The organism is Actinomadura oligospora ATCC 43269 (assembly GCF_000518265.1).
GTDB classification, from domain to species: Bacteria; Actinomycetota; Actinomycetes; order Streptosporangiales; family Streptosporangiaceae; genus Spirillospora; species Spirillospora oligospora.
On record NZ_JADG01000010.1, the window covers coordinates 1 to 26,946 of the forward strand.

The window sequence follows — 26,946 nt, forward strand, 5'->3', positions numbered from 1 at the left end:
TCGATCCGGCCGACCGAGTCGTCATGAACCTGAACATGCTCCAGCAGGGAGTCGAAGGTCCCGTCAGCAGCCCACCGCCGATACCGCTCATACACCGTCTTCCAGTTGCCATACCGCTCGGGCAGGTCCCGCCACGGCGCCCCGGTCGCCAACTTCCACAAGATCCCGTTCAACACCATCCGATGATCGACCCACCAGCCACCCTGGCGAGGATGACCAGGCAGAAGCGGCTCAATCCGCACCCACGCGGCATCAGTCAACTCATGACGACGAATCACACCCGCCATCACACCCCGACACCCAGATCAACCTCAGCCAAACCCCAAGATCCAACGGACACGCCCTAGGGCGAGGAGACTGCGCCGGACCCCGGACAGGTTCTTGAGCCGCGCGTTCCGGAGCAGCACGTTGGTGCCGTCGCTGTACCGCCACGGGTACAGCACCACGTTCCCGACCATCACCAGCTCATACCGGGCCCCCTTGGGCTTGAAGACCTGAACTCCCTCAAGATCCTTCAGGTGGGCGACCAGCTCCAGATGGCGAGCTGGCCACGGTCATGGTCGCCCGCACCCTGGAGGCCGGTGTGCGCGAGCTGGGCGTTAGGGCCGACCGGCCCTAACCTCCGCGGCTCCGACCAGGCACGATGGAGCCATGCTCAAGAACGACGCCTTCCGCGCCCTGGACCGGCAGGAGAGCCTGAGCCTGCTCGCCAGGGCGCCGGTGGGCCGTGTGGTCTACACCCGGCAGGCGCTGCCCGCGGTCCTTCCCATCAACTTCTCGCTGGACGCGGACGCCTCGGTGGTCCTGCGCACCTCGCCGGGCTCCGAGCTCGTCCGCGCCATCGACGGCGTCGTGGTCGCCTTCGAGGCGGACGAGTTCGACGCGTCGACCCGGTCCGGCTGGAGCGTGGTCGTCACCGGCCAGGCGACCCTGGTGACCGACCCCGCCGAGCACGAACGGCTGTCGCGGACCGGCCCCACGTCCTGGATGCCCCTGCGGGAGGCCGTGTTCGTCCGCATCGAGTCCGAGATCGTCACCGGCCGCGAGCTCAACGGAGCCCGCGCCACCGCGTGACCCCCGGCGGCCCACGTCCCGCCAGGGGGCGCGGCGGGCGTGCGCCTACCGGGCGGGGGCGAACAACTTCCGTGTCTTCAGGGCCATCCATTCCCCGGCGATGACGGCCTGGGGGCGCCGACCGCCGGGTGCGGGGGCGACGGGCGGGAGCGGCTTGATCGCGGCGTCGTGGTTGGGCTGGAAGAAGAACGGGACGGACAGGCGCGAGGAGGTGTCCGTCCGCTCGGGGTTGACCACCCGGTGCATGGTCGAGACCCACCGGCCGCCCGTCCACAGGGACATCAGGTCGCCGATGTTGATCACGAAGCCGCCGGGGACGGCGCGGACGTCACGCCAGGTGTCCTCGCCCTGGAGGACCTGGAGCCCTCCCCTGTCGTCCTGCTGGTACAGGACGGTCAGCCCGCCGAAGTCGGTGTGGGCGCCCCTGCGGAGCTGGCCCGGCAGCGGCTCGTCCACCTGGGGCTGGTAGTAGTTGGCGACCAGCGAGGAGACGTGCCGGTCGAACTTGTCGTCGAAGTGGTCCTCGTCCAGTCCGAGGGCGAGGGAGCACAGGCGCAGCAGGTCGGCCGCCAGCGCGTGGACGGCGGTCATGTACTCCCGCCAGGTGTCCTTGAAGTCGGCGGGGTTCTCGGGCCACAGGTTGGCGAGCTTCCAAGTCGCCTGGTAGTCGCCGAGTTCCCCGCGCTCCCGGTCGCTCAGTTCTCCTGTGACATGTGCCCCGAAGGACTCGCACAGGTCGGGTGGCGTCCTTTGGCCGAGGCTTTGGGCGGTGGTGCCGCCGGACCTGCGGAATCCGGAGAATCCGGGCCGGTGCGCGATGCGGTCCTTCTCGGCGTCCGGCAGTGTGAAGAAGGCCGTGGTCGCCGTGTGCAGCCGGTCGATGAGCTCAGGTGGGACCCCGTGACCGACGATGACGAAGAATCCCGAGGTCCGGCAGGCCCTGCCGATCGCCTCGGCCAGCGTGGCACGGCCGGAGGGGGAGTCCCGGGCGGAGAGGTCGATGACCGGGACATACCCGTCGACCATGGTGACCGAATTCGGGTTCATGGGTGCCTCCACTGGGGGGCGTCTGCCGCCTGACAGAACGGTGCGGAATGAACGGGAGCCATGAATTCCAGTGTTCCGTTGAACCGCTCTCGGAGACTTTCGCCACCCGCGTCCTCGACGGCCAGCCCGGACAGCCGACAACCCTCAACCGCGAGGGGAATCCTCAGAAGTGTCGGCGGGCAGCCGTGCCGCGAGTTCCTCCTGGCACGGGACGAACCGGGGACGTAACCCGCGCCACGGCTCCTCGGCGAACGCGTCGCCGGTGACGCCGTACGTGCGCGAGCGCGAGCCGCCGCACACGCGACGGAACTCGCACTGCCCACACCGTCCTCCCAGCTTGTCGGCGGCCCGCGGCCCGGTGAACAGCGGCGAGAGGTCCGGTAGATCGACGTCAGCGGCGTCTCGCGCACGTTTCCCGCGCTCAGCGGCAGGAAGCCGCTCGGGTGGACGGTGCCGGTGTGCGACACGAAGACGAAACCGCGACCCGCGTTGACGTCCAGCGGCGGCCGCCGCACCCGACGCGTGGCGGCGTCCAGGCCCAGGCGGAACACGCCGGGTACGCCGCGGAAGTCGTCGTGCAGCCCGGCGGTCGAGCCGTCCAGGCTGGGCGAGTGCCCGGACACCCCCGCCGCGAAGCTCATCGGACACCCGCGCTCAGCGGTACCTCCGGGTCAGGAGCGGGGTGGGCGGGCGCCCGCGGTGACCACCAGCGCGGCGCCCAGGCCGGTCAGGGCGGCGCCCAGGCCCGTGGCCAGTGCCGTGAGCTGCCACGCCTGGTAGGCGGACATCAGCGAGGCGCGCAGGGACTGGCCCATGAACGCGGTCTGGCGCAGCCTGGCGAGCTTCTCGTCGTCGCCTCCGGCGGCGTGCAGCTCCGTCGTGATCTCGGCGTAGGTGCGCCCGCCGGTGGCCTGGGTGAGGTTGCCCTTGATGAACCGGGCGTAGGCGTGGGCGTCGGGCCCGGTCTGCACCCGGCGTCCGGCGTAGGCGGCGAGTTCGACGGGCAGCCCGCGCTCGGGGAAGGTGATTTTCTGGGCCGTCAGCTCGGCCCGGATCTCCTTCCTGCCGCCGCGTCCGCGCAGCACCATGACCGGCCCGGCGACCGCCAGGGCCGCGCCGACCGTCCCGAGCAGGGCGCGGGCCCCGAGGCGCGATCCGTCCATGAGTTGTCTTCCCTTCGTCCGTGGCGCTCTACGGCGTCCTGCGGGTTCTGCGGCTTCCTGTGACCGTGGGGGTCAGCGGTGGCTGAGCCTCAGCCGCCAGGCCCCGGGGCCGCGTTCCAGGTACTCCACCGAGAACGTCCCGGGCCTGCGCCGCTCGATCTGCGCGAGCAGCGGCAGCGGGTCGTGCGGGGCGACGAGCACCATCGCGGTGTCGGCCGGGACGGCGTCGAGGGCGCCGAAGACCGTGGCGTGGCGCAGGGCGTGCGGCACCTCCCGGACGTCCAGGACGGGTTCGCCCGTCTCGTCCGCGCCACCGCAGCCGCACGCCCCGCCACAGCCGTCCGCGTCCTCACCCAGGTCACGTTCGCCCGAATCCCGCGCGTCCCGTTCCTCGGCGTCCCGGTCCGCTTGGGCGCCCACGGCCCGCCGGGCGTTCGAGAAACGGTCGTGCATGCTGGCGAGCAGCTCCGCGAGGGAGACCGCGGGCGTCATGGCGAGCAGTGGCAGGACGAGATCGTTCTCCTTGGCCACGTGCTCCTCGAAGAGGACCTGCAGGGCCCGCGCGTCGGGCGCCGCCTCGACCGGGCCGGGCGCGGCGCGCAGGGCGTCGACGAGGGCGGTGATGCGGCGGTGCTCGCCGATCATGCTCTCGATCAGCAGGCGGGCTTCGGGGACGCGGTGGGCCGTGGGGTAGAGCGCGGCCTCCTCGGACGCGGCGTGCGGAAGCAGCGCGCGGTCGCAGAAGACGACGAGCTCGGCGTGGATCCTCTCGGCGGCGTTCGGGTCCCAGTCCACGGCCGTGACCAGCAGTTTCACGCGTCCGGCCAGTTCCCCGGCCAGCCGGGCGTGGTGCAGGCGCGCCTCTTCGAGGGCCTTGGCGTCCTTGGGGTCCGAGGCGAGGGTGAGCACGCTCATGGGTCGTGGCTCCAGCGGGTCGGGCCGGGCTCTCCGGCCAATGCGGGTGGGGATGCGGGCGAACGACGCGGACGAACGATCCGTGTGAACGGTCCAAACGACGCGGACGAACGGTCCGAACGGACGGGCGTCCGCGGTTCGACCAGTGCCCAGCCTGCCCGCCGGACGCGCCCGTTCCCTGTGCCGACCGGACCCGGGCGGAGGGCCGATGGTCCCTAATGCGGCCCGCCGGATTAGGCCGGACGGTCGGACGGCGGGGACCGCACGCCCCAGGCGCCCCGCGTCCCCCGGCTTCTAGCGCCGTGACCATGGAGAACCACCTCGTCTACCGCAGGGGCACGACCCGCCCCACACCCCGCCCGCGCCAGAACCCCACCTCCCACCGAGCCGCCTGACCACGCGCCCAACCCGCAAGCCCAGGGGCGCAGAGTCATGTCGGGCAAGCAGAGTCATGTCGGGCAATAGGGCCGATCGGCCCTGGTCCGAAGGTCCCGGATCCTGCAATATCGTCGATGGCAGGCGCCCGTCCGCTCAGGAGGCGGACACCCGGCGCGGGCCTCAGGCGGGGGAGAACGAGGAGCATCCGATGGTGGACGGCGAGCGGCCCGGACCCGGCGACCCGATCCGGGTCTTCCTGCTGGACGACCACGAGGTGGTCCGGCGCGGGGTGCAGGACCTGCTGAACGACGAGCCGGACATCACGGTGGTCGGGGACGCGGGCACCGTCGAGCAGGCCCTCGTCCGGATCCCCGCGCTGCGCCCGCAGGTCGCGGTGCTGGACGTCCGCCTGCCCGACGGCGACGGCGTCACCGTGTGCCGGGAGCTGCGCTCACGCATGCCGGATCTGGCGTGCCTCATGCTGACCTCGTTCGACGACGAGGAGGCGCTCCTCGACTCGATCATGGCGGGCGCCTCGGGCTACGTGCTGAAGCAGATCCAGGGCTCGGACCTGGTGTCGGCCGTGCGCACGGTCGCCGGTGGCCAGTCCCTGCTGGACCCCAGCGCCGCCGCCAAGCTGATGGCCCGCCTGCGCCAGGGCCCGGAGCCGGAACCGGAGCCCGACGCCCTCCCGGGCCTGACCGACCGGGAGCGGGAGATCCTGGCCCTGATCGGCGACGGCCTCACCAACCGCCAGATCGGGCAGCGGCTGTTCCTGGCCGAGAAGACGGTGAAGAACCACATCTCCCGGCTCCTGGCCAAACTCGGCGTGGAACGCCGCGTCCAGGCCGCGGTCCTCGCCACCCAGGCCCAGGACCGCCTCAAGCAGCAGGGCCGCTGAAGCTCACCGCCTCGCCTCCCACGAAGCGCAGCAGCCGGTGGGCCTCCTGCTCCAATGCCGCCTGATCAGCGGCGCGGAGCGGACGGAACGGAGCGAGGCGCAGGGTTCCGGAGTTGAAGGACCACGTCCCGTGCACCCGGCCGTCCACCAGGAGGGTGGGGAGCACCCGCGCCTGGCCGGGCATCACCAGCTTCCGGTCCTCGTCGCTGATGATCCGCGTGCGGTCGGCGTGGGCGAGCAGGGCGTTGTCGTAGGCGGGCAGCAACCGCACCGGGACCGGCGTCTCTGGATCGGACGGCTCGGCGTCGGCCAGGTCGAACAGGTCCTCGCCGTCCGGGCCGGAGTAGCGGCGCAGTTCGTCGCGCATGCCCGCGACCACCTCACCCAGGCGGGTCAGCCCGCACCACGCCTGGACGTCCTTCACCCCGGCCGGTCCGAACGCGGCCAGGTAGCGGCGGATCAGCTCCTTGGCGTCGTCGGGGGTCGCCTCGCCCATGGGCCGTCCCAGCCAGGCCTCGGCCGGTGTGACCGAGACCGCCGACCGGGTGCCCCAGGAGCCCCACGCGCCGGTGGCCACGCCATGGACGAGTGGGGTGCGCATCTCCACCTCCCCGGCCAGGATCCGGCCGTCGCGTCCCGGATGGCGTTCGGCCAGCCGACGGGCCAGTTCCTTGCGCGGCAGCGTTCCTCCCGCGAGGATGCCGCGTCCCTCGGTCACCAGGGATGCCGCGTCCAGCCCGGTGCTGTTCCGGGCGAAGTAGGACGAACCGGCCGTCCGGTCGAGCGCGGGTTGCAGCAGCGGACGCAGTACGCGGAAGTCGTCGGACGCGGCGAGGTGCTGAGTACTCCGGAGCAGGCTGGACCGGACCACCCGCCGCTCCTCCAGCAGCACGGTGAGCGCGGACGGCGTGAACTCCCGGATCCTGCTCCACAGCCCGACGTAGGCCCAGTTGGGTTCCTGCGCCTGGAGGGCGACCAGCCGTCCGATCACCTCCAGCGGGCTGCGATCGGTGCGTTCGACCAGGAACTGGCGGTGCATCAGCGTCCGGTTCAGGGCCCGGAGCGAGAGCGCGGTCACGAGAGCTTCACCGAGACGTTGCCCCGGTAGGAGCCCCGCAGCAGGGACAGGAACGCCTCCGGCACGTCCTCGATCCCGCCCTCGACCACCGTCTGCGGGAACACGAAGCGGCCCTCGGACGACCAGGCGCCGAAGTGGTCGCGCCAGGCCGCGACCTGGTCGGGCGTGTGGTGGCAGGAGAACGGCAGCAGTTCCACACCCTTCGCCTCGGCCGCGGCGCGGTCGGGCCGGGGGAAGCGCTCGGCCGCACCACCGAGCTGGCTGGACAGCGAGCCGCACAGGGCGAACCGCGCTCCGGGCCGGGCCGCCTGCAACGCGCCCTGGTACTGCTCACCGCCCACGACGTCGAAGAAGACCGAGATGCCGTCGGGCGCGAGCTCCCCGAGCCGGTCGGCCGTGGAGCCGTCGTGGTAGTCGAAGGCCGCGTCGAAGCCGAGCTCGTTCACCAGGTAGTCGACCTTCTCCGGGCTGCCCGCGCTGCCGATCACCCGCGCCGCGCCGAGGCATTTGGCGATCTGCCCGGCCAGCGAGCCGACACCGCCCGCCGCGCCGGAGACGAAGACCACGTCGCCCTGGCCGACGCCCGCCACCTCGGCCATCCCGTAGTAGGCGGTGGGCCCCTGCCCGAGGTGGTGGCCGGGGTCGGCGTACAGGTCGCGGTCGAGCTTGAGGTACGCGTCGGCCGGGCCCGCCGAGTACTCGGTCCAGCCGGTCATCGACTGGACCAGGTCGCCGACCCGGAGGTCAGGACTGTCCGAACGCACCACGGTTCCGACAGCGGCGACCCCCACCCGCTGCCCCGGCTGCCAGGCCGGAACCGGGATGGTGCAGTCGGCGCGCATCAGCTCCAGGTAGGTCGCGGCGAGCCCGATCCGGTCGGTCCGCACCAGGACATCGCCGTCCACCTCGGTCTCGGCGACCGTGAAGTGGCCGGGCTCGGGGGCCCCGGTGACCTGGGCTGTCAGCCGGATCTCACGCGTGATCATCATTTCCGTCCCTGCCTCGGTTCTGCCGTCGAGATCGACACTAGAGAGCCTTCCGGCCAGTTTCTGACCGGAAGTCGCGGCAGGATGTGCTCATGGCCAACACCAGCTCACGGACGCTCAGACTGCTCTCGCTGCTGCAGACCCACCGGCACTGGTCCGGCGGGGAGCTGGCCGACCGGCTCGGGGTCTCCGAGCGGACGCTGCGCCGCGACGTCGAGCGGCTGCGCGAGCTCGGCTACCCGGTCGGCGCCGCGCGGGGCACCGACGGCGGCTACCAGCTGGCGCCCGGCGCCGTCCTGCCGCCGCTCCTGCTGGACGACGAGGAGGCGGTGGCCCTCGCGGTGGGCGTCGGCGACGCGGCGCAGAGCGGGATCGCGGGGATGGAGGAGGCGTCGCTGCGCGCGCTCACCAAGGTGGTGCGCGTCCTGCCGCCCCGGCTGCGGGCCAGGGTGGACGCGTTGCGGGCGACGACCCTCTCGGTCGCCGCGTCCGGGCCGATCGTCGCGGCCGAGGTGCTCACCACGGTCGCCCAGGCCTGCCGGGACGAGGAGCGGCTGCGGTTCGCCTACACGGGCCGGGGAGCGGCGCCCACGGAACGCGAGGTCGAGCCGCACCGCGTCGTCGCCCTCGGCGGACGCTGGTACCTGGTGGCCTACGACCTGGGCCGCCACGACTGGCGCAGCTTCCGTCTCGACCGGCTGACCGGACCGGCGGCGACAGGCGCGCGCTTCCGGCCGCGCGCGCTCCCCGCCGAGGACGCCGTGGCCCTGGTCCACGCGGCGAGCGGAGCCCCCGCGCCGTACACGGTCGAGGTCCTCGTGCGCGCGCCCCTCGCGCGGGTGCGGCAGGTGGTCGGCCAGTGGGGCGCGATCGAACCGCTCGGTGAGGACGCCTGCCGTCTCACCATGACCTCGACCTCACTCGACTGGCCGACCCAGGCGCTGGGCAACCTGGGCGCCGAGTTCGAGATCCTGGGCCCGCCGGAGTTCGCCGCGCACGTCCAGGAGTGGGGCACCCGCTTCCTCCGCGCCACCAACGCCCCCACGTGACCGACGCCCCCACGTGACCGACGCCCCGCGTGGCCGTTGCGCCCGGGGGACCGGCCGCCGCCTGTCAGCCGGGCGACGTGGCGGGGGGAGGGGTGGCCGTCACGGCAGGCGAGGTCGTCGGCGCGCGCCAGCGGCCCAGGACGCGGGCGACGGACGACGGCGCGAACAGCGCCGCGGGCGGGGCGTTCATGCCGAACACCCGGAAGATCGTCCGGCAGGTCGCCGGGTCGACGTTGCCCGCCGCCACGACGTGGTTCATGTACTGGTGCAGCAGCTTGACCATCGCCCCCGGCGGACGGCCCTCGGTCCACGGGAAGCGCAGGTCCTCTCCGGTGGCCAGGCCCCACGCGTCGGCCGACTGCGCGGCGGCCACGCGTTGCAGGCGCCGGGCGTCGCGGTGGATCCGCGCGGGATCCATGCCGTCGATCGCGTCGGCGACGGCCTTGGCGGACATCGCGCCGACCGTCATGCCCTGGCCGTAGACGGGGTTGAAACGGCACAGGGCGTCGCCCAGGACCAGGAAGCCGCGCGGCCACCGGCTCAACGACTCGTAATGGCGCCATTCGTTGGCGGTGTTGCGGAACGCCTGCGCGTCCGACAGGGGCTCGGCCTCCCGGAGCGCCTCGTACAGGACGGGACTGCGCAGGCTGCGCGCGTAGGCGAGGAACTGGTCGTCCTTGGTGGGCGGGACGTGCTCGCCGCAGCCCAGCAGGGTGGCGATCCAGCGACCGCCCTCGACGGGGACCAGCACGCCGCCGCGAGGCGTGTCCGGGCTGGTCTGGATGTAGATGGCCTTCCAGTCCCGCGCGGCGGAGTCGGGCAGCTTGTAGTACCGGCTGGAGTAGCCGAATCCCGCGTCGTAGCGCTCGACCGCCGGGGCGGGGTACCCGAGTTCGGCCAGCCACGTGGTGGCGTCGGACCGGCGTCCGCTGGCGTCGGCGACCAGGCCCGCGGTGAGGGTCCGCGGTTCGGAGGAGCCCGCGGCGCGCACGAGGACGCCCCGGACGCCGTCCCCGCCAGGAGTGGCGAGCAGTCCCGTGACCTGGCTGCCCTCCAGGAACTCGACACGCCCGTCCTCGCCCGCCATGCGCCGCAGGACCCAGTCGAGCAGGACCCGGCTGCACGTCAGGTCGGCGGTGCCCGAGACCCTGGGGAACCAGCCGACGGGGCTCAGCCACAGGAAGTCCCGGGGGACGGTCAGCCGGTGGGCGCCGTGGTCGGCGAGTTCCCGGGTCACCCCCGGGAGCAGGTGTTCGGCGCTGTCGATGCCGCGCTTCCAGAACGCGTGGATCTGCGGGGACTGCGGAACCCCGGGACGGAACGCCGCCTCCTGCGGCAGCGCGTCGCGCTCGACGACGGTGACGCGGGCGAAACGGCGGGCCAGCGCCCGGGCGGTGAGCACCCCGGTGACACCCGCGCCGATGACGATCGCGTGATCGTCGACATCTCCCATGACCGGCCTCCCCTTTCGCGCGCGGGCCCGCCCGGCTCGCGCGCGGGCCGCCGCCTTCGTGGTGGACGCGCCGCCTCGTCAGCACGACGCACGGCACTCCACTGATCACTGTGAGCGTTGCCTCCTGCCAGGATGGGACCTGCCCGAGAGCGGGTCAACGGAGATCAGGTGAGCCTGGTGTCACCCGCTGATCACAGGGATGCGGCCGGTGTCCTGGTGTCCGTCACCCGGGAAGGCGCGTTCGCCCACGCGCGTCCGTATGGAGGTCAGGCGGCTGTGGTGGCGCGGTTGCGGCGTCGTCGGCGGCGGGCTTTGCGCAGGAGGCGGACGGCGACGTAGGCGAACAGGAGAAGGGCGACCAGGGCGAGGACCGGCGCGAGGATCGCGAGGAGGCTCATGCCGAGGGACGCGACGTCCTCGACGACGCTGACCACCGGCGCGCCGGCGCCGAGCGTCCCGGCGTTGACCACGGGACGCACGCTCGCCTTGGTCGCGTGGACGAGGAACGCGACCACGATCCCGAGCACCCACCCGATCCACGGGTGGTCGTGCATGAAGGTGGACGAGTCGACCTTGGACGCGGCGTCGGTCGCCGCGAAGGCCGCGCCACCGGCGGCGGGCCGGACGAGGGTCTGGACGGCGTCGTTGACGGTGTCCACGACGGGCACCTTGTCGAGGATGACCTCGGTGGCGAGCAGCAGCGCGATCCCGGTGAGCACCCAGCCGTTGGTCAGCCACGCGAACGACTCCGGCAGGTGCAGCGCGCCGGTGAAGCGGGCCAGCAGTCCCACGAGCAGCAGCGGGATGTAGGCGTTCAGGCCCGCCGCCGTGGACAGGCCCAGCCCCGTCAGAACCGCCAGCATCCCTCGCCGCCCCCGTGAGTGTGTTCTTACCCGCCGGTGATTCCGACCAGCCGTGCTCGGATCAGATGTTCCCCGGGCCCCGTCCGGTTCCACCTGGGGTTTCGCCGGGACGCCACGGCGCGTGGCGGGAAAATTCGGATCTACTGTGTAAAGGTGGGAACCCGGGGACGCCTACGATCGTCAAGCATGACGGGACGAGGGACAGGGAGGACGATGGCGGGGCCGGGGACATGGCCGGCACGGGTGAGAGCCCGTTTCGGTGATCGGGGTCTCGCCGTCGCCCTCCTTCTCGCGCTTCTCGCGGCGGCGATCGTGCCGCTGGTGGCGCTGCCCGCCGTCCGGTGCGAGGTGTTCGGCGCCGGGTGCCGCGCCCCGCTGCCGAGCGTCCAGGCCCACACCGCCGCGCGCGACCGCGACCAGCCGCTCAGCCCCGCCGCGGCCGCCACCCGAGGCGCCTACGTCGCGCTCGGCGACTCCTACTCGTCGGGCGTCGGCGCCGAGGCGGGCCTCTCCGACCAGAACCCGCTGAGCCAGTGCCACCGGACGTCCCGGGCGTACTACCACACGGTCGCCAAGGCCTTCCGGTTCGCGGGCGGCAGCTCGTTCTGGGCCTGCTCCGGCGCGACCACCGGCGACGTCCGCGGCGGACGGGCGGGCGAGCCGTCCCAGCTGAACCGGGTGGGCGCGGGCACGAGCCTCGTCACGATCAGCGTCGGCGGCAACGACATCGGCTTCTCCAAGATCATGGCGGGCTGCGTGGTCAAGCTCCCGTGGTCGAAGTCCTGCGAGAAGCAGGGCGGCGACATCGCCGACCGGATGGCCGCGCTGCGAGAGTCCCTGCCCCGGCTGATCACCGAGATCACCGGGCGCGCCCCGCGCGCCCGGGTGATCGTGATGGGCTACCCGCGGCCGTTCTCGGAGATCTCGGTGAACGGCGGCGACAACCTCACGCTGGACGACCAGCGCTGGCTGAACGGCCGCGCCCGCGACCTGAACGAGCTCATCCGGCAGTCCGTGGCCGAGGCCGACCAGCACGTCGCCGCCACCCGGGGGCAGGGCAGCGTCGAGTTCGTCGACGCCTACAACGCCTTCTCCGGGCACGAGGCGGGCAGCTCCGACCCGTACATGAACGGCCTGTCGGTGAACCTGGGCGCCCTGTCCGCCGAGCCGCGCAGCTACCACCCGACCGTCAAGGGCCAGGACGCCCTCGCCAGGCTCTTCGTCGACCAGATCAACAAGGGCCCCGGCCGCCCCCTCAACCAGTTCACCTGACCGCCCGAGCGCCCGAGCGCCTGACCGCCCGGCCCTCCGAGCGTCCGGCGGGTTCCACGGGTCAGTCGGCGGTTCCGGTGATGCGGTCGAGGCGTTCGACGGCGTCCGCGAACTCCTCGATCATGTCGTAGACGACCTGCCGGGCGGGCCGGACGGTGTTCATGAGCCCGACGCACTGCCCGACGAAGTAGTTGGCCAGGTCGCGGGCGCCCTCGTTGCCGGACTCGGCGACCTTGGTGATCTGCCGCATCGCGCCCTCGGCGACGATCATCTGGAGCGGCATGCCGAGTGGGCCGGGGGAGGCCGCCGACTCCCACTCGTCCGTCCAGGCGGAGCGGAGCTGCCGGGCGGGCTTGCCGGTGCGGGACCGCGACCGGACGGTGTCCCGGGACGTCGCCGCGAGCATCTTGGCCTTCACGGCGGGGGACGTCTCGGCCTCCTCGGTGGTGAGCCAGACCGAGCCGCACCAGACCCCGGACGCGCCGAGCGCGAGGGCCGCGGCCATCTGGCGTCCGGTGGCGATGCCGCCCGCGGCGAGGACGGGCAGCGGCGCGACGGCGTCCACCACCTCGGGGACGAGCACCATGGTGGAGATCTCGCCGGTGTGGCCGCCCGCCTCGCCGCCCTGGGCGACGATGAGGTCGACCCCGGCGGCGACCTGGCGGCGGGCGTGCTCGACCGTGCCGACGAGCGCGGCGACCGGCACTCCGGCGGCCTTGGCGCGTTCGACCATGAGCGGGGGAGGGGTGCCAAGGGCGCTGGCGATGAGCCCGATCGGGTGGGCGAGGGCGACGTCGATCAGCTCGGTCGCGCCGCGCGTGGTGACCTGCGTTCCGCCGCGTCCGCCCGCGCGCTTGGCGGCCTCGAAGTCGGGCAGTGGCACGCCGTACTTCTCGAACAGGCCGAACAGGAACTCCCAGTGCTCCCGGGGGACGGCCGCGAGCATGGTGTCGAGGCCGCCGTCGCCGCGCGAGGCCCGTTCGGCGGACTCGTCGATCTTCGCCGGGACGAGCACGTCGACGCCGTAGGGCCGTCCGCCGACGTGGTCGTCGATCCAGCGCAGCTCCTCCTCGAGCCGTCCGGGCGTGTAGGCGACGGCGCCGAGGACGCCGAGGCCGCCGGCGTTGGTGACGGCGGCGACCACGTCGCGGCAGTGGGAGAAGGCGAAGAGGGGGAACTCGATGCCGAATCGCTCGCAGACGTCGGTGCGCATGTGGCCGACGGTACTTCGCCGAACGTCATTCGGTCCAGGGGGTCTCGTGGTACCGGCGGATCAGGTGCTCCTCGCCGTAGCGGTGCGTTTCGCGGTGCCAGTTGAGGACGCCCGCCATCCAGTCCTGCAGCTTCCGGACGAACTCGCCGAGCGCCGCGCGCGCCGGGTTCGGCAACTCCATGTCGTCGCACAGGACGGGCAGCTCGTTCGCCACGACGTGCTGGAACTGCCGTATCCGCGACGCCGTCAGGTCGGCGACGATCCGCAGCGCCGTCGGATGGTCGCAGCCGAAGAAGTTCTGGACGACCAGCACCGTGTTGTGCAGCTCGTTCTCGAACTCGATCTCCTTCTGGTAGGAGAACACGTCGTTGATCATGCATCCGACGTCGGCGGCCGAGTTGACCAGTGACTGGACCGGGCCGGTGGCGAACAGCTCGTCCGGGAGCACCGCGTCCTTGCCCGTGCGGGTCAGGCTGATCGTGAGATCCGCGCCGAAGGTGCGGCGGTTCATCTCCATGTAGTCCACCGGGTCGGGGACGCGGTTCTGGAGCTGGTTGCCCAGCTCCCACAGCCAGCTCTCGAGCATCGTGTCGACCGCGGCGCGAAACCGGCGGCGTTCCTCGAGCGACATCGACGCGGCGGTCCGGCGCCACAGGTCGGCGAGGCCGCGTTCGAGCGCGCTCCGCGGCTGCGGGACGGGTGTCCCGTCGTCCACGGGCATGAAAAGCTCCAGCCGGGCGTTGGCGGCGCGCGCCCCGGCGATGTCGCGGGTGCGGCCGAACACCGACGGGTAGTAGTCGTCGGCGTAGGTGCCCCAGGTGAGCCACTGGGAGTTGAGGTCGAGCATGCCGGACTCGGCGTCCGGCGCGAGCCCGGCCGCGCAGAGCGCGAAGTCGAAGCCGGAGACGAGCCCGGCGTTCCACACGTCCGAGCCGGGGACGCCGGGCTCGGCGCGCAGCATGCCCATCCGCTCGGCCCAGTCCAGGAGGTTGGCGCGCGCGTCGTCCAGGTGCGGGTTGAGGGTCAGCGCGAACGGAAGGTCGATGTCGGGGATGATCGACGGCCCGACCCGGCTCGGCACGTGCGCGTACTTGCGGAGGCGGGCGACGGCGGGCGGCCCGAACAGGGACCGGACGTCCAGTCCGCTCATCCCGAGCCCGGCGGTGCCCGGGAGGGTGAGGCGCGTCGCGTCGTCGGCCTCCAGCGCGCCGCGGTTCATGTAGCGGGAGGACCGCAGGTGCCACTCCTGCCCGCCCGCCTGCCAGTCCTGGAGGCCCTTGACGTAGGCGCCGACGCGCGCGACCTCGTCCGGGGTGAGGGCCTCGTCGACGCACAGCGCCGGGACCTCGGTGAGCGCGGTGTGCTCGAACTGCTGGATCCGGGACGTGAGGATGTCGTTGACCGCGTCGGCCGCCTCCTGCGTGCCGCAGTCGAAGAACGTCTCCAGGACCAGGACGCCGTTGCTGAGCTCGCCCTCGTCCTCGACCTCGCGCTGGTAGGAGAACAGGTCGTTGCGCAGGTGGACGGCATCGGAGAACGCGTCGCGCAGCACCGCCATCGGCCGCGACCCGGCGACCCGCGCGGGGAGCTCGGCGTTCGCGGCGTGCTCGACCAGGCACGCCGACCACGGCGCGCCGCCGACCCGGCGGCGCATCTCGATGTACTCGATGGGGTTGGAGATCCGGTGCGCGTTCATGTTCGACAGCTCCCACAGCGACTCGTTCATCGCCTGGAGGGAGTGCGCGGTGAACCGTTCGCGCCACGCCGGTGACATCGCCGGGACGGTCCGCGCCCACAGGTCGGCGAGGCCCGCCTCCACCGGGTTGGACGGCTCGGGCACGGCGCTCATGTCGCCGTCCAGCGGCATGAACAAGGGCAGCCGCGCCAGATGGTCGCGGCCGCCCTCGCGGTCACCGGTGCGCTTGAAGCGCTCGACGAAGTGGTCGTCGAAGAAGAACACCCACACGTACCAGTCGGTGATGAGCGCGAGCTCCCCGGCGTCGCAGTCGGGGTGGGTGTAGGCGCACAGCATCGGGTAGTCGTGCGCCTCCAGGTCGGCCTGCTCCCAGACGCCCGAGCCCTCCAGCATGCCCATCGCCCGCGCCCAGGGCACCGAGTGGGCGCGGGCGGCTTCGAGGTTCGGGTTCAGCCGCGCCGGATAGGCGGAGTAGAACCTCGGCAGCTGGAACGGCTGTGTCGTGCCGGCCACGCCCATGGACGGATCACCCCTCGCTCGCGCCGGAAAAATACGGTCCCGGCGCGCATTCTTACAGAGAGTGACGATTGCCCGGTGGTGAGATCAGCGTGCCCCGCGGAACCGGTCTGTGGCCTCGATGAGGAGGTTCAGCGTGCCGGGCTCGTCGAAGCCGTGGCCCGCGTCCGGGACGAGGTGGAGTTCGGAGCCGGGCCACGCCCTGTTCAGGGCCCACGCGGCGTCCGGCGGGGTGAGCAGGTCGTAGCGGCCGTTGACGATCACGCCGGGGAGGCCGTTCAGCCGGGGCGCGTCGCGGAGCAGCTGGCCCGGCTCCAGGAAGCAGCCGTTCCCGAAGTAGCGGTTCTCCAGGCGGGCGACGGCGACGGCCGAGCGGACGTCCTCGTCCTCCTCACGGGGGACGAGGTAGCAGGTGCTGTCCTCCCAGCGGGTCCAGGCGAGCGCGGCCGGGACGTGGACGTCCGGGTCGGGGTCGGCGAGGCGGCGCGCGTAGGCGGCCATGTAGTCGCCGCGCTCGTCCTCGGGGATCGCGTCACGGAAGCCCTCCCAGGCGTCCGGGAAGAGCCGGGACACGCCGCCCTCCGCGAAGCACCAGGGCTCGTCCTCGGGCAGGACGAGGTAGACGCCGCGCAGCACCAGCGCGATCACGCGGTCCGCGTGCGCCTGGGCGTAGGCGAGCGACAGCGTGCTGCCCCACGAGCCGCCGAACACCACCCAGCGCTCGACGCCGAGGTGCTCGCGGAGCCGTTCCATGTCGGCGACCATCGCGGCCGTGGTGTTGGCGGACAGGTCGATGTCCGGCTCGGAGGCGTGCGGGAGGCTGCGTCCGCAGTTGCGCTGGTCGAACAGGACGATCCGGTACGCGTCCGGGTCGAACAGGCGGCGGCTCGTCGGCGAGCAGCCGCCGCCGGGGCCTCCGTGCACGAACACGGCGGGCGTGCCGTCCGGAGTGCCGCACGTCTCCCAGTAGATCTCGTCCTGCCCGCCGACGGGCAGCATGCCGACCGCGTACGGCTCGACCGGTGGATAAAGTCCCCTCATGATCACAGTGTCCCGCACCCGCTGAGCCCCTGGTCACACCGGGAGGAAGAGCGGGTAGGACTCGCCCTCGTCCGGGTGGGCGAACCGGGCGCGCAGGGGGAGGCCCTCGCGGAGTCCGGCCGCGTCGACACCGTCCAGGCGGGCGTGCATCCACGGGCCCTCGGCGAGTTCGACGAGCCCGAGCAGCGCGGGTGGCGGCGTCGTCCCGTCCTCCGCCGGACGGCCGTGCAGGATCGTCCAGGTGATGAGGACGGCCTCGCCCGACGCGTCCGCCCACTCCAGGTCCTCGGTGCCGCAGTCCGGGCAGGACGTGGCGTCCGGCGGGAGGAACGCCCCGCGTCCGGCGTCGCGTCCGGTGGAGCAGGCGCCGCAGAGCCGGACGGCGAGCCGGTCCCGGGCGGCGGCGTCGAAGAACCCGTCGGTGCGGCCGTCGCGGCGCAGGATCCCGATGTCCATCAGGCCCCCTTCCGGTGCGGGCTGAGGATCAGCGTCGCGTGGTGGTCGAGGATGCCGCCGTTGCCGCTGACCAGGATCACGTCGTTCGCGGCCTGGCGGTCGCCGCCGCCCCCGCGCGCCTGGATCACGGCCTCCGACACCGGCGTCATGCCCCACATGTAGTAGCCGGACAGCTGCCCGCCGCCGGTGTTGGTCGGCAGTGGGCCGTCCGGGCCGAGCGCCCCGGACGCGGCGAACGCGCCGCCCTCGCCCTTGCCGCAGAACCCGTAGTCCTCCAGCGACACGAGGACGGTGTAGGTGTAGCAGTCGTACAGCTGGGCCTGGGTGACGTCGCCGGTGGTGATCCCGGCCATCTTCATCGCGACCGGCCCGGACGCCGCCGCGCCCGTGGACAGCCCGAACGCGCTGCCACGCTCCTTGCGGTGCCCCGGGTGGCCCTGCCCCCAGCCCCACAGGTGGACGGGCGGACGGGCCAGGTCGGCGGCCCGGTCGGCGCCGGTCACCACGACCGCGATCGCGCCGTTGGAGACCAGGCAGCAGTCGAGCAGGTGCAGGGGCTCGGCGACCCAGCGGGAGTTCTGGTGGTCCTCGAGGGTGATCGGGTCGCGCATCTGCGCGAGCGGGTTGCGGGACGCCCAGTCGCGCGTGCTCACCGCGATCGCGCCGAGCTGCTCGCTCGTCGTCCCGTAGTGGGCCATGTGGCGTTGCGCGGCGAGCGCGTAGAACGCGTTCACGCTGCGGAAACCGAGCGCCGCGGTCATCCCGCCGAAGCCGTACCACTCGGGGGCGTCGCGGTGGTAGGCCGAGCCCGCCGACTGCTTCGGCTTGAGCGGCGCGTCCGCGAACACGCAGGCCACGGTCGTCGCCGCGCCGGACAGGATCGACATCGCCGCGTAGGACAGCATCGCCCCGGCGGTCGCGCCGAAGGAGTTCATCTGGGTCAGCAGCCGCAGGTCGCGCAGGCCGAGCGTGTCGGCCAGCTCGATCCCGGGCGAGCCGCCCAGGCCGTGGCTGACCAGCAGCCCGTCCAGGTCGCCGAGGGCGAGGCCCGCGTCGTCGACCGCCGCGCGCACCGCGTCGGCGGCCAGCCTGCGCGGGCTGCGCCCGTACACCCTGCCGAGCTCGGTCATGCCGAGGCCCGCGATGGCCGCGCCGTCGTTCATGCGCCACACCGTACCGAATGGAATTCGGTTCTGGCTATGCCAGGCCACCCCGGCCGCCGCCCGACGGGTCGCCGGTGGCCGGTGGGCGGTCATGCCGGAGCCCGGTGACCGGGGTCACCGGGCTCCGGCCGGTGCCGTGCGCCGCCCTCAGGTCGCAGGGCACCCGCCCTCGCGGACCTCCCGCTCCGGCCTCAGGACGCCAGGACGGCGCGGAGGAACTCGCGGGTGCGCTCCTCGCGCGGCTCCTCGAAGATCGCCTCGGGGGAGCCCTCCTCGACGATCCGGCCCTGGTCGAACATCAGGACCCGGTCGGAGATGTCGCGCGCGAAGCCCATCTCGTGCGTCACGCACAGCATCGTCACGTCCGTGCTGCGGGCGATGTCGCGCAGCAGGTCCTGGACGCCGACGACCAGCTCGGGGTCGAGCGCGGAGGTCACCTCGTCCAGCAGCAGGACGGTCGGCTCCATCGCCAGCGCCCGCGCGATCGCGACGCGCTGCTGCTGGCCGCCCGACAGCTGGGTCGGATGGGCGTTCTCCTTGTCGGCGAGCCCGACCATGTCCAGCAGGCCGCGCGCCCGCTCGACCGCCTCGTCCTTCCCGAGCCCGAGGACGTGCACGGGCCCCTCGGTGAGGTTCCGCAGCACGTTCATGTTGGGGAACAGGTTGAACTGCTGGAACACCATGCCGATCCGCTTGCGCATCTCGTGCAGGTGCCGCTCGCCGGCCTTGACGAGCTTCCCGCCGCGCTCCATGTGCCACAGCGGGTCGTCCCCGACGCGGATGACGCCGCCGTCGGGCCGTTCCAGTGTCATCAGCAGCCGCAGGATCGTGGTCTTGCCCGAGCCGCTCGGCCCGATCAGCGTGACCCGGTCCCCGGCGCCGACGGTGAAGTCGAGATGGTCCAGCACGACGTTGTCGCCGAACCGCTTGACGACCTTCTCGAACTTGATCCCGCACGGCACCCGTGTCGGGGCCTGGGCCGCGGCGGCCTTCGCGGCGGACTTGGCGGTGGCTCCCTCCGGGACGTCGTCCACGGCGTCCCCGGCGGCCCCCTCGGGCATGGGATCGGCGGGGGAGGTGAGGTCAGTCGGTGGCATAACGCTTCTCCAGACGTCGCAGGGCCAGGGACGACAGGATGCTGACGACGATGAAGAACAGCCCGGCGACGGTGATCGGTTCCAGGTACTTCAGGGTGTGCGCGCCCTGGTCGAACGCCTTGCCCAGCAGTTCGGTCACGGTGATCCCGAGCAGGAACGGCGTGTCCTTGAACATGGCGATCAGGTAGTTGCCCAGGGTCGGGACGACCCGGCGGACCGCCTGCGGCAGCACGACGCCGAACCAGACGCGGCGGCGCGGGAGGTTCAGCGCGGTCGCCGCCTCCCACTGGCCGCGCGGCACGTCCTCGATGCCCGCCCGGTACACCTCGGCGGTGTAGGTCGAGTAGTGCAGCCCGAGGCCCACGATCCCGGCGGTCAGCGGGCCGAGCGTGACGCCCCAGGCGGGAAGCACGTAGAAGATGAAGAACAACTGCACCAGCAGCGGGGTGCTGCGGACGAACTCGGTCACCCACCGGACGGTCTGGCCGACCACCCGGCTCGGCGAGCGCCGCAGCAGCGCCCAGACCAGGCCGAGCGCCAGCGCGATCAGGTAGCCGAACAGCGTCGCGGTGACCGTGACGCGCAGGCCGTCCAGAAGGTCCGGAATGAGGCGTCCGGTGTAGTTCCAGTCCCAGTTCACGGGGCCATCACCTCACCGGTCGTGGCGGCGATCGGGATCGGACGCGCCTGTGGCCGCCGTCCGAGCATCCGCTCGGTGCGCCGCTCGGCGAGCCGCACCAGCACCTGCAGCGCCTGGGCGATCACGAAGTAGATCACCAGGATCACCGCGAACGTCGCGGCGGTCTGCCCCGTGGACGCCTGGATCTGCTTGGCCCGGAACGTCAGGTCGGCGATCGACACCAGCGACACGCCGGCCGTCGCCTTCATCAGCTCGATGAGCAGGTTGCCGAACGGCGGCAGCATCAGCGCGGTCGCCTGCGGCAGCAGAACGCGGCGCATCCGCTGCCCGGCGGTGAAGTTCAGCGCGCACGCCGCCTCCCACTGGGCGCGCGGGACGGCCTTGATCGAGCCGCGCACGACCTCCGCGCCGTACGCGCCGTAGTTCAGGCCGATCGCGAGGACGGCCGCCGCGATCGGCGTGAACCGCAGCCCCAGCAGCGGCAGCGCGTAGAAGAACCAGTACATCAGCACCAGCGCGGCGACGCCCCGGAAGAACTCCACGTAGATCCGGTTGACGGCGCGCAGCGCGGCGCTCCGCGAGGCCCCGGCGAGCCCGAAGAGCAGGGCCAGGACCAGCGCGAACGCGGCCCCGTAGAGGGTGATCTGGACGGTGGTCCAGGCCCCTCGCAGGAGCAGCGGATAGCTGTCGAGTACGTCGGACATCGGCGGTCAGCCCTGGCAGAACCGGGCGGCCGTGTCGTTCGGGCCGGGCAGCTCGGCCTGGCTGAATCCGAACGGCTGGATGACCGGCAGCAGCCGGTTGGACTTCTTGAGCTCGGACAGCTTGTCGTTGAACGCCTTCAGCAGGTCGGTGTCGGCCTTGCGGAACGCGAACGCGCCCGCGCCGAACTGCTCCTTCCCGCCGATCACCGGCACGTACGCGTCGGTGACCTCGAACGCCGAGCCCTGGTGCTTGGACAGCAGGTCGGCCAGGGAGATGCGGGTCAGGGCGATGCAGTCGATCCGGCCCGCCTTCAGGCCCTCGAACGCGCTCGGCTGGTCCGGGAAGGTCTTGATGTTCCCCTTGGAGACGCCCAGCTTGGCGGCGTAGTCGCCCTCCACCGCGCCGGTCAGCACGCCGACCTTCAGCTTCTTCTGCGCGGCGTCCTCGAACTTGTGGACGCCCTTGGGGTTGCCCTTCGGCACCATGAACGCCGACTTGGCGACGTACTCGGGGTCGGAGAACGCGACCTCGGCGCATCGTTCCGGGGTGACGAACATGCCGGCCGCGATCACGTCGAACCGCTTGGCCTTCAGGCCGCCGATCAGGCCGCCGAAGTCGACGTTGACGCCCTCCACCTTGGAGATCCCGAGTTCCTTGAAGAGCACCCGGGCCAGCTCGGGAGCCTCCCCGGTGAGCTTGCCGGACCTGTCGGTGAAGCCGTACGGCGACTCGTTGGCGAACCCGACGGTGATCTTCCCGTCCTGTCTGGCCCGCTTCAGCGTGCCGCCGCCCTTCTGCTCCTCCGCGGGATCGGTGGTGGAACAGCCGGCGGCGACGAGCGGCACCGCCGCGCCCAGCAGAGCGGCGGTCCGCAGGAACGCGCGCCGGTCGGTGCCGAACGGTTCGTGGTTGGTCATCTTCTCTGACTCCTGGGGTGCGCCGCGTCCGCCGGGCCCCTGAAAAGGACCCGGCGGACGCGGCTTGGGATCTCGGGACGGACGTTGGGGGGTGATCCAGTTGTGGGCCGGCGGACCTCGCGGGCCCGCCGGCGGAACGGCTCAGCGGACGGAACGGCTCAGCGGACGGAAGGGCTCAGCGGCCGGGACGGGTCCGCGGCCGGGGCGCCCGAACGGGACGGGCGGACGGGCCCGCGGTCACCGGACCGGCGTGAAGTCGCGCGCGCCGATGAACGACGGCCGTGGGTTCTGCGCGGAGAACGGCTCCTCGCAGGCGTTCTCGACGCTGTTGAACACGACGAACACGTTCGACCGCGGGAACGGCGTGATGTTGCCGTTCGAGCCGTGCATGCAGTTGCAGTCGAACATCGTCGCCGAGCCCGCGGGGCCGGTGAACAGCTCGATGCCGTGCTTGTCGGCGAGGATCGACAGGCTGCCCGGGTCGGGCGTGCCGATCTCCTGGCTCTTCAGCGACTCCCGGTAGTGGTCCTCCGGGGTCTCGCCGACGCAGGTCACGAACGTCCGGTGCGACCCCGGCATGATCATCAGCCCGCCGTTGTGGACGAAGTTCTCGGTGAGCGCGATCGAGATGCTCACCGCGCGCATCCGCGGCATGCCGTCCTCGGCGTGCCAGGTCTCGAAGTCGGAGTGCCAGTAGAAGTCCTTGCCGGTGAACCCCGGCTTGTAGTTGACCCGGCTCTGGTGGACGTAGACGTCGGAGCCGAGGATCTGCCGGGCCCGGCCGACGACCCGCTCGTCCCGGACCAGCTCGGCGAACACCTCGCTGATCCGGTGCACCTCGAAGATCGACCGGACCTCGTCGGTGCCGCGCTCGGTGACCGTCCGCTCGTCGGCGAGGATCGCCGGGTCCGACGCCAGCCGGCGCAGCTCGGCGCGGAACCGCTCGACCTCGTCCGGCCCGATCAGCTCCTCGATCGTCAGGAAGCCGTCGGCGTCGTAGCCGTCCAGGGTGGCCGCGTCGATCGGGCCGTCCTCCGGCGAGCCGTAGACCACCGGGTCCTGCCGGTACAGCAGGGCGGCCTCGCCGCACTTGCGGGTCGGATAGGAGTCGTCGATGCTCGGGTGGGTCTCGATCACGCTCACGCGTCCGTTCCTTCCAGCTCGGTGATCAGCGGGTAGACGCCGTTCTCGTCGTGGACCTCCCGTCCGGTGCAGGGAGGGTTGAAGACGCAGACGGTGCGCACGTCGGTGTGGGCGCGCAGCATGTGGTGCTCGTGGCCGTCCAGCAGGTACATGACGCCCGGTTCGATCCGGTGCTTCTCGCCGGTCTCCTCGTTGACCAGCTCGCCCTCTCCGGCGATGCAGTAGACGGCCTCGATGTGGTTGGCGTACCACATCCGCGTCTCCGTCCCCGCGTACAGGACGGTGTCGTGCAGGGAGAATCCGACCTGCTCCTTGGCCAGCACCAGGCGGCGGCTCGCCCAGGTCTCGGCCTGGACGTCCCGGTCGGTGCCGACGATCTCGTTCAGCGATCGGACGATCATTCGGTGCTCCTCGGGTCGGGATCTCGGTCGGTCAGGCGTGCACGGCGGTGTCGACGGTGGTGCGGACGGCGGCGACCGACTCGGCCAGCAGCCCCAGCCCTTCGGTCAGCTCCTCGGACGTGGTGGTCAGCGGCGGCAGCAGCTTCACGACCTCGTCGTTCGGCCCGGACGTCTCCATCAGCAGGCCGCGGCCGAACGCCTCGGCGCAGATCCGCGAGGCCGTTTCCGGGTCACGGGTCTCCATACCCCAGACCAGGCCGCGTCCACGCACGTCGGCGATCGCGCCCGCGTGGTCCAGGGCGATCTCGTCCAGCGCCTGCTTGACCTGCAGGCCCTTGGCCAGGGTCTGCTTCTCCATGCCCCCGTCCGTCCACTGGTCCTCCAGGGCGCCGACGGCCGTGACGAACGCCGGGTTGAAGCCGCGGAAGGTGCCGTTGTGCTCGCCGGGCTCCCAGACGTCCAGGTCACGACGCATCAGGGTGATCGCGAACGGCAGGCCGTACCCCGACAGGGACTTGGACAAACAGACGATGTCGGGCTCGATCCCGGCGTCCTCGAAGCTGAAGAACGGCCCGGTCCGGCCACAGCCCATCTGGACGTCGTCGACGATCAGCAGGATCCCGTGCCGCCTGCACAGGTCGGCGAGCCCGCGCAGCCACTCGGGGGAGGCCACGTTGATGCCGCCCTCGCCCTGGACGGTCTCCACGATCACCGCGGCGGGCTTGTCCAGGCCGCTGCCGGAGTCGCCCAGCATCGTCTCGAACAGCAGGAAGTCGGGGGTGCGGCCGTCGAGGTAGTTGTCGTAGGGCATCGCGACGCCGTGGCCCAGCGGGACGCCCGCGCCGGTCCGCTTCATCGAGTTGCCGGTCACCGCGAGCGCGCCGAGCGTCATGCCGTGGAAGGCGTTGGTGAACGACACGACCGTCTCGCGGCCGGTGTACTTGCGGGCCAGTTTCAGCGCCGCCTCGACCGCGTGGTTTCCGGCCGGGCCCGGGAACTGGACCTTGTAGTCGAGCCCACGGGGTTTCAGGACGATCTCCTCGAAACGCTCCAGGAACCGGCGTTTCGCGGCGGTGTGCATGTCGAGCGAGTGGACGATGTCGTCCGCGACGAGATAGTCGAGAAGGCGCTGTTTCAGAGCGGGATCGTTGTGTCCGTAGTTGAGCGTTCCGGCGCCGGCGAAGAAATCGAGGAACGTGCGGCCGTTCTCGTCGGTGATGCGGCTGCCCCGCGCGGTGGTGAACACAGTGGGCCAGCCTCGGCAATAACCGCGGACTTCCGATTCCAGGCGCGCGAAAACGTCCATCTGGACCTCCGGAGGTTGGAGCTTGCGTTTGGCGGGGTGGGTGAGCGTCGTCGGGGCGCGGAGGGGGGTGGACGGATGGAGCGGGGGAGCGTGCGCGGGGGAGCGGGGGGGCGTGCGGGACGGCGCGGTCAGTCCCTCCCCAGCGGGCCGATCCGGAACAGCACCTCGGGCTCGTGCCCGTCCAGAAGGTCTGATCCGAACAGCGGGGTACGGGTGAGCTCCGCGCCGAGGTCGCGGGCGAACGAGCTGAACAGGGCCGTGGAGGCGGCGTTGCTCGGGGTGACGGTCGCCTCCACGGCGCGGGCGCCACGGGGCGTCAGCCGGTCGGCGAGGCCGTCCAGCATGAGGCGCGCCAGGCCGCGTCCGCGCCGGGCCGGGTCGACCGCGACCTGCCAGACGAACAGCGTCTCGGGGGCGTCCGGCCGCAGGAACCCGGTGACGAATCCGCGCGGACGTCCGCCCTCGCGAACGGTGTCGTGATCGGCGTCAGGGTCATCGTCGTGAGTGGCGTCGCGGGCCACGATCGAGGTCGCCGCGAAGTCGCGGCACCACAGGGTGTAGCTGTAGGCGGAATTGACGTCGAGGACGCCCGACTCGCGCGCCATCCGCCATAGGTCCGGGCCGTCTCGCAGGGTCGGTTCCGCGAGGACGAATCCGGTGCCGGTATGGGCCCGGTTCGTGGTGGAACTCAGTGGTTGCACTGCCATGAACAGGCAACTTAGCGAATCCTGGAGACCATCGTAATTTTTCGTTATCTTCAGGATGTTTGGCGAACCTACGGGCGGGTAGGGTGACCTGCTTGCATTTTTCGGGAATGCACACCGCGCATTACGGCGGTGTTTCGGAACGCTCTAATCGCGGTCTGTCCAGGGGAGACGCCGGGCTCCCGGGTCGCGGCCCGGGGCCGTCCCGGCGCAGGGGGATCCCCCGCCCCGGCGGCGCCCGGTCCGGGAACGTCCGGTCTCAATTGTGTGAGGTGAATCACATCACCTCGATGTCATCTCCAAGGACGCTGAACGCGTCGTCCGCGCCACCGCCCAGAGGGGTCACGGTAGGGGCACACCCGCGAACGCGAAAGGGCCCCACGCCGAAGCGCGGGACCCTCGTGGCGGAACGCCCTCCCGGCGGCCCGGGGGCGGCGGGGAAGGGGAACCGGGTCAGTCCTGGTCGGCGAACCGGTCGGTCGCCTCGATGAGGTGGTGCAGGATGCCCGGCTCGTTGTAGGCGTGGCCCGCGTCCGGCACCAGGTGGAACTCGGCCTCCGGCCACGCCCGGTGCAGGTCCCAGGCCGTCGCGGGAGGGGTGCACACGTCGTACCGGCCCTGCACGATCACCGCCGGGATGTGCCGGATCTTGTCGACGTTCCCGATCAGCTGCTCGTACTCGAAGAACCCGTCGTTGACGAAGTAGTGGTTCTCGATCCGGGCGAACGTGACCGCGTAGTCGGGCTCGTCGAACCCGGCGACCCGCTCCGGGTTCGGCAGCAGCGACACCGTCGCGCCCTCCCAGGTGGCCCACGCGCGCGCCGCCGCCACCCGCGTCTCGCGGTCGTGGGAGTTCAGCCGCTCGTGGTAGGCCTCCAGCATGTTCTCCCGCTCCTCCTCGGGGATCGGCGCGACGTACTGCTCCCAGAGGTCGGGGAACAGCAGCGACGCCCCCTCCTCGTAGAACCAGGTCAGCTCGAACGGGCGGAGCGTGAAGATGCCGCGCAGCACCAGCCCGGACGACCGCTCCGGGTGCGTCTGCGCGTACGCCAGGGCCAGGGCGCTGCCCCACGACCCGCCGAACAGCAGCCACCGGTCGATGCCGAGGTGCTCGCGCAGCCGCTCCATGTCCGCGACGAGGTTCCAGGTGGTGTTGTTCTCCAGCGACACCGACGGGTCGGACGCGTTCGGCGTGCTGCGTCCGCAGTTGCGCTGGTCGAACAGGACGATCCGGTACTTCGCCGGATCGAACTGCCGCCGGTGGTCCGGGGAGCAGCCGCCGCCCGGCCCGCCATGGATCATCACGACCGGTTTCCCGTCCGGGTTGCCGCACGTCTCCCAATACACCTGGTCGCCGTCGCCCACGTCGAGCATCCCGCTGTCGTAGGGCTCGATCGGCGGGTAAAGGGTGCGCAGCTCGGTTGCCATGCTCAACTCCCGTCAAGGACTGCCTGGTGATGGGCCGGCCGGGGCATGCGCGGGCGCCCCCGGTCGCGCCTGTCGCCCAACGTAGCGGGCGGACGCGCCGCCGACCCGTCCCGGGATCCCGCAGGCTCCGGGAACCGCCCGTCCCGTCCCCGGAGCGGGACGGGGTGATCGCCGGGAATCGGCCGCCGGACGAGTCCGGCTGTAGGGGAGTGAGCTGTGATTTTCTCCGGTGCCCCCGCCGACAGGAGATCGTGAGGATCAAGGAACGGAACCCCAAACTGGGCAAACGCTCTACGTGGCGGCACTAGAGTGCCTTTGGTGAGCGAAGCGACGAGCCGTGC

The 26,946-nt window shown here is 71.8% G+C and carries 26 protein-coding genes; 4 read left to right on the top strand and 22 right to left on the bottom strand.

The window, feature by feature from the left end:
* Window positions 1-287: transposase (locus tag P696_RS54465; protein ID WP_157429738.1), on the bottom strand; the 287-nt coding region annotated here is incomplete at its 3' end.
* A 364-nt stretch (window positions 288-651) separates the two neighbouring features.
* Between P696_RS54465 and P696_RS0116085 the strand changes: the two genes are divergently transcribed.
* Entirely contained in the window at window positions 652-1,074 is a 423-nt protein-coding gene (locus P696_RS0116085; protein WP_026413141.1) for a pyridoxamine 5'-phosphate oxidase family protein, read from the top strand.
* Window positions 1,075-1,119: 45 nt separating this feature from the next.
* Here the strand turns inward: P696_RS0116085 and P696_RS0116090 are convergent, their stop codons facing one another.
* The 3 genes from P696_RS0116090 to P696_RS0116100 all read right to left on the bottom strand — a co-directional run bounded on the left by P696_RS0116090 (window position 1,120) and on the right by P696_RS0116100 (window position 4,199).
* The gene (locus P696_RS0116090) at window positions 1,120-2,121 is read right to left on the bottom strand and encodes an isopenicillin N synthase family dioxygenase (RefSeq protein ID WP_051467736.1); all 1,002 of its coding nucleotides are present in this window, start codon (window positions 2,119-2,121) and stop codon (window positions 1,120-1,122) included.
* Between the two features lie 671 nt (window positions 2,122-2,792).
* A complete protein-coding gene (locus tag P696_RS45895; RefSeq protein WP_034485273.1) occupies window positions 2,793-3,284 on the bottom strand; it encodes a hypothetical protein in 492 nt (163 codons plus the stop codon).
* Window positions 3,285-3,356: 72 nt separating this feature from the next.
* Window positions 3,357-4,199, bottom strand: a complete 843-nt coding sequence (locus tag P696_RS0116100) for a DUF2249 domain-containing protein (RefSeq protein ID WP_026413143.1) — start codon at window positions 4,197-4,199, stop codon at window positions 3,357-3,359.
* A gap of 586 nt (window positions 4,200-4,785) precedes the next feature.
* On the opposite strand from P696_RS0116100, the gene P696_RS0116105 reads away from it, so the two are divergent.
* A complete protein-coding gene (locus tag P696_RS0116105) occupies window positions 4,786-5,478 on the top strand; it encodes a response regulator (RefSeq protein WP_026413144.1) in 693 nt (230 codons plus the stop codon).
* Here P696_RS0116105 and P696_RS0116110 read toward each other — a convergent pair.
* Window positions 5,459-6,556: a winged helix DNA-binding domain-containing protein gene (locus tag P696_RS0116110; protein ID WP_026413145.1), complete on the bottom strand. Its 1,098-nt coding sequence runs from the start codon at window positions 6,554-6,556 to the stop codon at window positions 5,459-5,461. The genes P696_RS0116105 and P696_RS0116110 overlap by 20 nt on opposite strands.
* A complete protein-coding gene (locus P696_RS0116115) occupies window positions 6,553-7,545 on the bottom strand; it encodes an MDR family NADP-dependent oxidoreductase (protein ID WP_245627686.1) in 993 nt (330 codons plus the stop codon). The genes P696_RS0116110 and P696_RS0116115 overlap by 4 nt, the downstream gene beginning before the upstream one ends.
* An 89-nt stretch (window positions 7,546-7,634) precedes the next feature.
* Here P696_RS0116115 and P696_RS0116120 point away from each other — a divergent pair, with 89 nt between their 5' ends.
* Window positions 7,635-8,591, top strand: coding sequence for a helix-turn-helix transcriptional regulator (locus P696_RS0116120; RefSeq protein ID WP_026413147.1), 957 nt, complete (start codon window positions 7,635-7,637; stop codon window positions 8,589-8,591).
* 64 nt (window positions 8,592-8,655) lie between these two features.
* Here the strand turns inward: P696_RS0116120 and P696_RS0116125 are convergent, their stop codons facing one another.
* Together P696_RS0116125 and P696_RS0116130 are read right to left on the bottom strand one after the other, a co-directional pair.
* Window positions 8,656-10,044 (bottom strand): NAD(P)/FAD-dependent oxidoreductase, encoded by a 1,389-nt coding sequence (locus P696_RS0116125; RefSeq protein WP_026413148.1) that lies wholly within the window; start codon window positions 10,042-10,044, stop codon window positions 8,656-8,658.
* Window positions 10,045-10,310: 266 nt separating this feature from the next.
* Window positions 10,311-10,907: a DUF4126 domain-containing protein gene (locus tag P696_RS0116130; protein WP_034485277.1), complete on the bottom strand. Its 597-nt coding sequence runs from the start codon at window positions 10,905-10,907 to the stop codon at window positions 10,311-10,313.
* Between the two features lie 243 nt (window positions 10,908-11,150).
* On the opposite strand from P696_RS0116130, the gene P696_RS0116135 reads away from it, so the two are divergent.
* Window positions 11,151-12,179: an SGNH/GDSL hydrolase family protein gene (locus P696_RS0116135; protein WP_245627687.1), complete on the top strand. Its 1,029-nt coding sequence runs from the start codon at window positions 11,151-11,153 to the stop codon at window positions 12,177-12,179.
* A 61-nt stretch (window positions 12,180-12,240) separates the two neighbouring features.
* On the opposite strand, the gene P696_RS0116140 is transcribed toward P696_RS0116135, so the two are convergent.
* The 14 genes from P696_RS0116140 to pip (P696_RS0116205) all read right to left on the bottom strand — a co-directional run bounded on the left by P696_RS0116140 (window position 12,241) and on the right by pip (P696_RS0116205) (window position 26,593).
* Window positions 12,241-13,392, bottom strand: coding sequence for an NAD(P)H-dependent flavin oxidoreductase (locus P696_RS0116140; protein ID WP_026413151.1), 1,152 nt, complete (start codon window positions 13,390-13,392; stop codon window positions 12,241-12,243).
* 25 nt (window positions 13,393-13,417) lie between these two features.
* Window positions 13,418-15,607, bottom strand: a complete 2,190-nt coding sequence (locus tag P696_RS45900; RefSeq protein WP_051467737.1) for a terpene synthase family protein — start codon at window positions 15,605-15,607, stop codon at window positions 13,418-13,420.
* Between the two features lie 84 nt (window positions 15,608-15,691).
* Window positions 15,692-16,645 (bottom strand): prolyl aminopeptidase, encoded by a 954-nt coding sequence (gene pip, locus P696_RS0116150; RefSeq protein ID WP_026413152.1) that lies wholly within the window; start codon window positions 16,643-16,645, stop codon window positions 15,692-15,694.
* 33 nt (window positions 16,646-16,678) lie between these two features.
* A complete protein-coding gene (locus P696_RS0116155) occupies window positions 16,679-17,101 on the bottom strand; it encodes a Zn-ribbon domain-containing OB-fold protein (RefSeq protein ID WP_034485280.1) in 423 nt (140 codons plus the stop codon).
* On the bottom strand, window positions 17,101-18,264 hold the full coding sequence (locus tag P696_RS0116160; protein WP_026413154.1) for a thiolase family protein: 1,164 nt from the start codon (window positions 18,262-18,264) through the stop codon (window positions 17,101-17,103). The genes P696_RS0116155 and P696_RS0116160 overlap by 1 nt, the downstream gene beginning before the upstream one ends.
* 191 nt (window positions 18,265-18,455) lie before the next feature.
* On the bottom strand, window positions 18,456-19,325 hold the full coding sequence (gene ehuA / locus P696_RS45905; protein ID WP_084337695.1) for an ectoine/hydroxyectoine ABC transporter ATP-binding protein EhuA: 870 nt from the start codon (window positions 19,323-19,325) through the stop codon (window positions 18,456-18,458).
* A 22-nt stretch (window positions 19,326-19,347) separates the two neighbouring features.
* Window positions 19,348-20,001, bottom strand: coding sequence for an ectoine/hydroxyectoine ABC transporter permease subunit EhuD (gene ehuD / locus P696_RS0116170; RefSeq protein WP_026413155.1), 654 nt, complete (start codon window positions 19,999-20,001; stop codon window positions 19,348-19,350).
* Window positions 19,998-20,705 carry an ectoine/hydroxyectoine ABC transporter permease subunit EhuC gene (gene ehuC, locus P696_RS0116175; RefSeq protein WP_026413156.1) on the bottom strand — a complete coding sequence of 236 codons (708 nt, stop codon included), beginning with the start codon at window positions 20,703-20,705 and terminating at the stop codon, window positions 19,998-20,000. Before ehuC ends, ehuD begins: the two co-directional genes overlap by 4 nt.
* A 6-nt stretch (window positions 20,706-20,711) precedes the next feature.
* Window positions 20,712-21,623 (bottom strand): ectoine/hydroxyectoine ABC transporter substrate-binding protein EhuB, encoded by a 912-nt coding sequence (gene ehuB / locus P696_RS0116180; RefSeq protein ID WP_026413157.1) that lies wholly within the window; start codon window positions 21,621-21,623, stop codon window positions 20,712-20,714.
* 237 nt (window positions 21,624-21,860) lie between these two features.
* Window positions 21,861-22,766, bottom strand: a complete 906-nt coding sequence (thpD, locus tag P696_RS0116185) for an ectoine hydroxylase (protein WP_026413158.1) — start codon at window positions 22,764-22,766, stop codon at window positions 21,861-21,863.
* Window positions 22,763-23,167, bottom strand: a complete 405-nt coding sequence (locus P696_RS0116190) for an ectoine synthase (protein WP_026413159.1) — start codon at window positions 23,165-23,167, stop codon at window positions 22,763-22,765. The genes thpD and P696_RS0116190 overlap by 4 nt, the downstream gene beginning before the upstream one ends.
* Before the next feature lie 31 nt (window positions 23,168-23,198).
* Window positions 23,199-24,473, bottom strand: coding sequence for a diaminobutyrate--2-oxoglutarate transaminase (gene ectB / locus P696_RS0116195; RefSeq protein ID WP_026413160.1), 1,275 nt, complete (start codon window positions 24,471-24,473; stop codon window positions 23,199-23,201).
* Window positions 24,474-24,601: 128 nt separating this feature from the next.
* Entirely contained in the window at window positions 24,602-25,180 is a 579-nt protein-coding gene (gene ectA / locus P696_RS0116200; RefSeq protein WP_084337604.1) for a diaminobutyrate acetyltransferase, read from the bottom strand.
* A 450-nt stretch (window positions 25,181-25,630) separates the two neighbouring features.
* Window positions 25,631-26,593: a prolyl aminopeptidase gene (pip, locus tag P696_RS0116205; protein WP_026413162.1), complete on the bottom strand. Its 963-nt coding sequence runs from the start codon at window positions 26,591-26,593 to the stop codon at window positions 25,631-25,633.
* Window positions 26,594-26,946 lie beyond the last annotated feature (353 nt).

Bases quoted from the DNA above. Each gene is read 5' to 3' on its own strand.
- P696_RS0116085 (WP_026413141.1), top strand. From the start codon at position 652: ATGCTCAAGAACGACGCCTTCCGCGCCCTGGACCGGCAGGAGAGCCTG.
- P696_RS0116090 (WP_051467736.1), bottom strand. From the start codon at position 2,121: ATGAACCCGAATTCGGTCACCATGGTCGACGGGTATGTCCCGGTCATC.
- P696_RS45895 (WP_034485273.1), bottom strand. From the start codon at position 3,284: ATGGACGGATCGCGCCTCGGGGCCCGCGCCCTGCTCGGGACGGTCGGC.
- P696_RS0116100 (WP_026413143.1), bottom strand. From the start codon at position 4,199: ATGAGCGTGCTCACCCTCGCCTCGGACCCCAAGGACGCCAAGGCCCTC.
- P696_RS0116105 (WP_026413144.1), top strand. From the start codon at position 4,786: ATGGTGGACGGCGAGCGGCCCGGACCCGGCGACCCGATCCGGGTCTTC.
- P696_RS0116115 (WP_245627686.1), bottom strand. From the start codon at position 7,545: ATGATGATCACGCGTGAGATCCGGCTGACAGCCCAGGTCACCGGGGCC.
- P696_RS0116120 (WP_026413147.1), top strand. From the start codon at position 7,635: ATGGCCAACACCAGCTCACGGACGCTCAGACTGCTCTCGCTGCTGCAG.
- P696_RS0116125 (WP_026413148.1), bottom strand. From the start codon at position 10,044: ATGGGAGATGTCGACGATCACGCGATCGTCATCGGCGCGGGTGTCACC.
- P696_RS0116130 (WP_034485277.1), bottom strand. From the start codon at position 10,907: ATGCTGGCGGTTCTGACGGGGCTGGGCCTGTCCACGGCGGCGGGCCTG.
- P696_RS0116140 (WP_026413151.1), bottom strand. From the start codon at position 13,392: ATGCGCACCGACGTCTGCGAGCGATTCGGCATCGAGTTCCCCCTCTTC.
- P696_RS45900 (WP_051467737.1), bottom strand. From the start codon at position 15,607: ATGGGCGTGGCCGGCACGACACAGCCGTTCCAGCTGCCGAGGTTCTAC.
- pip (WP_026413152.1), bottom strand. From the start codon at position 16,645: ATGAGGGGACTTTATCCACCGGTCGAGCCGTACGCGGTCGGCATGCTG.
- P696_RS0116155 (WP_034485280.1), bottom strand. From the start codon at position 17,101: ATGGACATCGGGATCCTGCGCCGCGACGGCCGCACCGACGGGTTCTTC.
- P696_RS0116160 (WP_026413154.1), bottom strand. From the start codon at position 18,264: ATGAACGACGGCGCGGCCATCGCGGGCCTCGGCATGACCGAGCTCGGC.
- ehuA (WP_084337695.1), bottom strand. From the start codon at position 19,325: ATGCCCGAGGGGGCCGCCGGGGACGCCGTGGACGACGTCCCGGAGGGA.
- ehuC (WP_026413156.1), bottom strand. From the start codon at position 20,705: ATGTCCGACGTACTCGACAGCTATCCGCTGCTCCTGCGAGGGGCCTGG.
- ehuB (WP_026413157.1), bottom strand. From the start codon at position 21,623: ATGACCAACCACGAACCGTTCGGCACCGACCGGCGCGCGTTCCTGCGG.
- P696_RS0116190 (WP_026413159.1), bottom strand. From the start codon at position 23,167: ATGATCGTCCGATCGCTGAACGAGATCGTCGGCACCGACCGGGACGTC.
- ectB (WP_026413160.1), bottom strand. From the start codon at position 24,473: ATGGACGTTTTCGCGCGCCTGGAATCGGAAGTCCGCGGTTATTGCCGA.
- ectA (WP_084337604.1), bottom strand. From the start codon at position 25,180: ATGGCAGTGCAACCACTGAGTTCCACCACGAACCGGGCCCATACCGGC.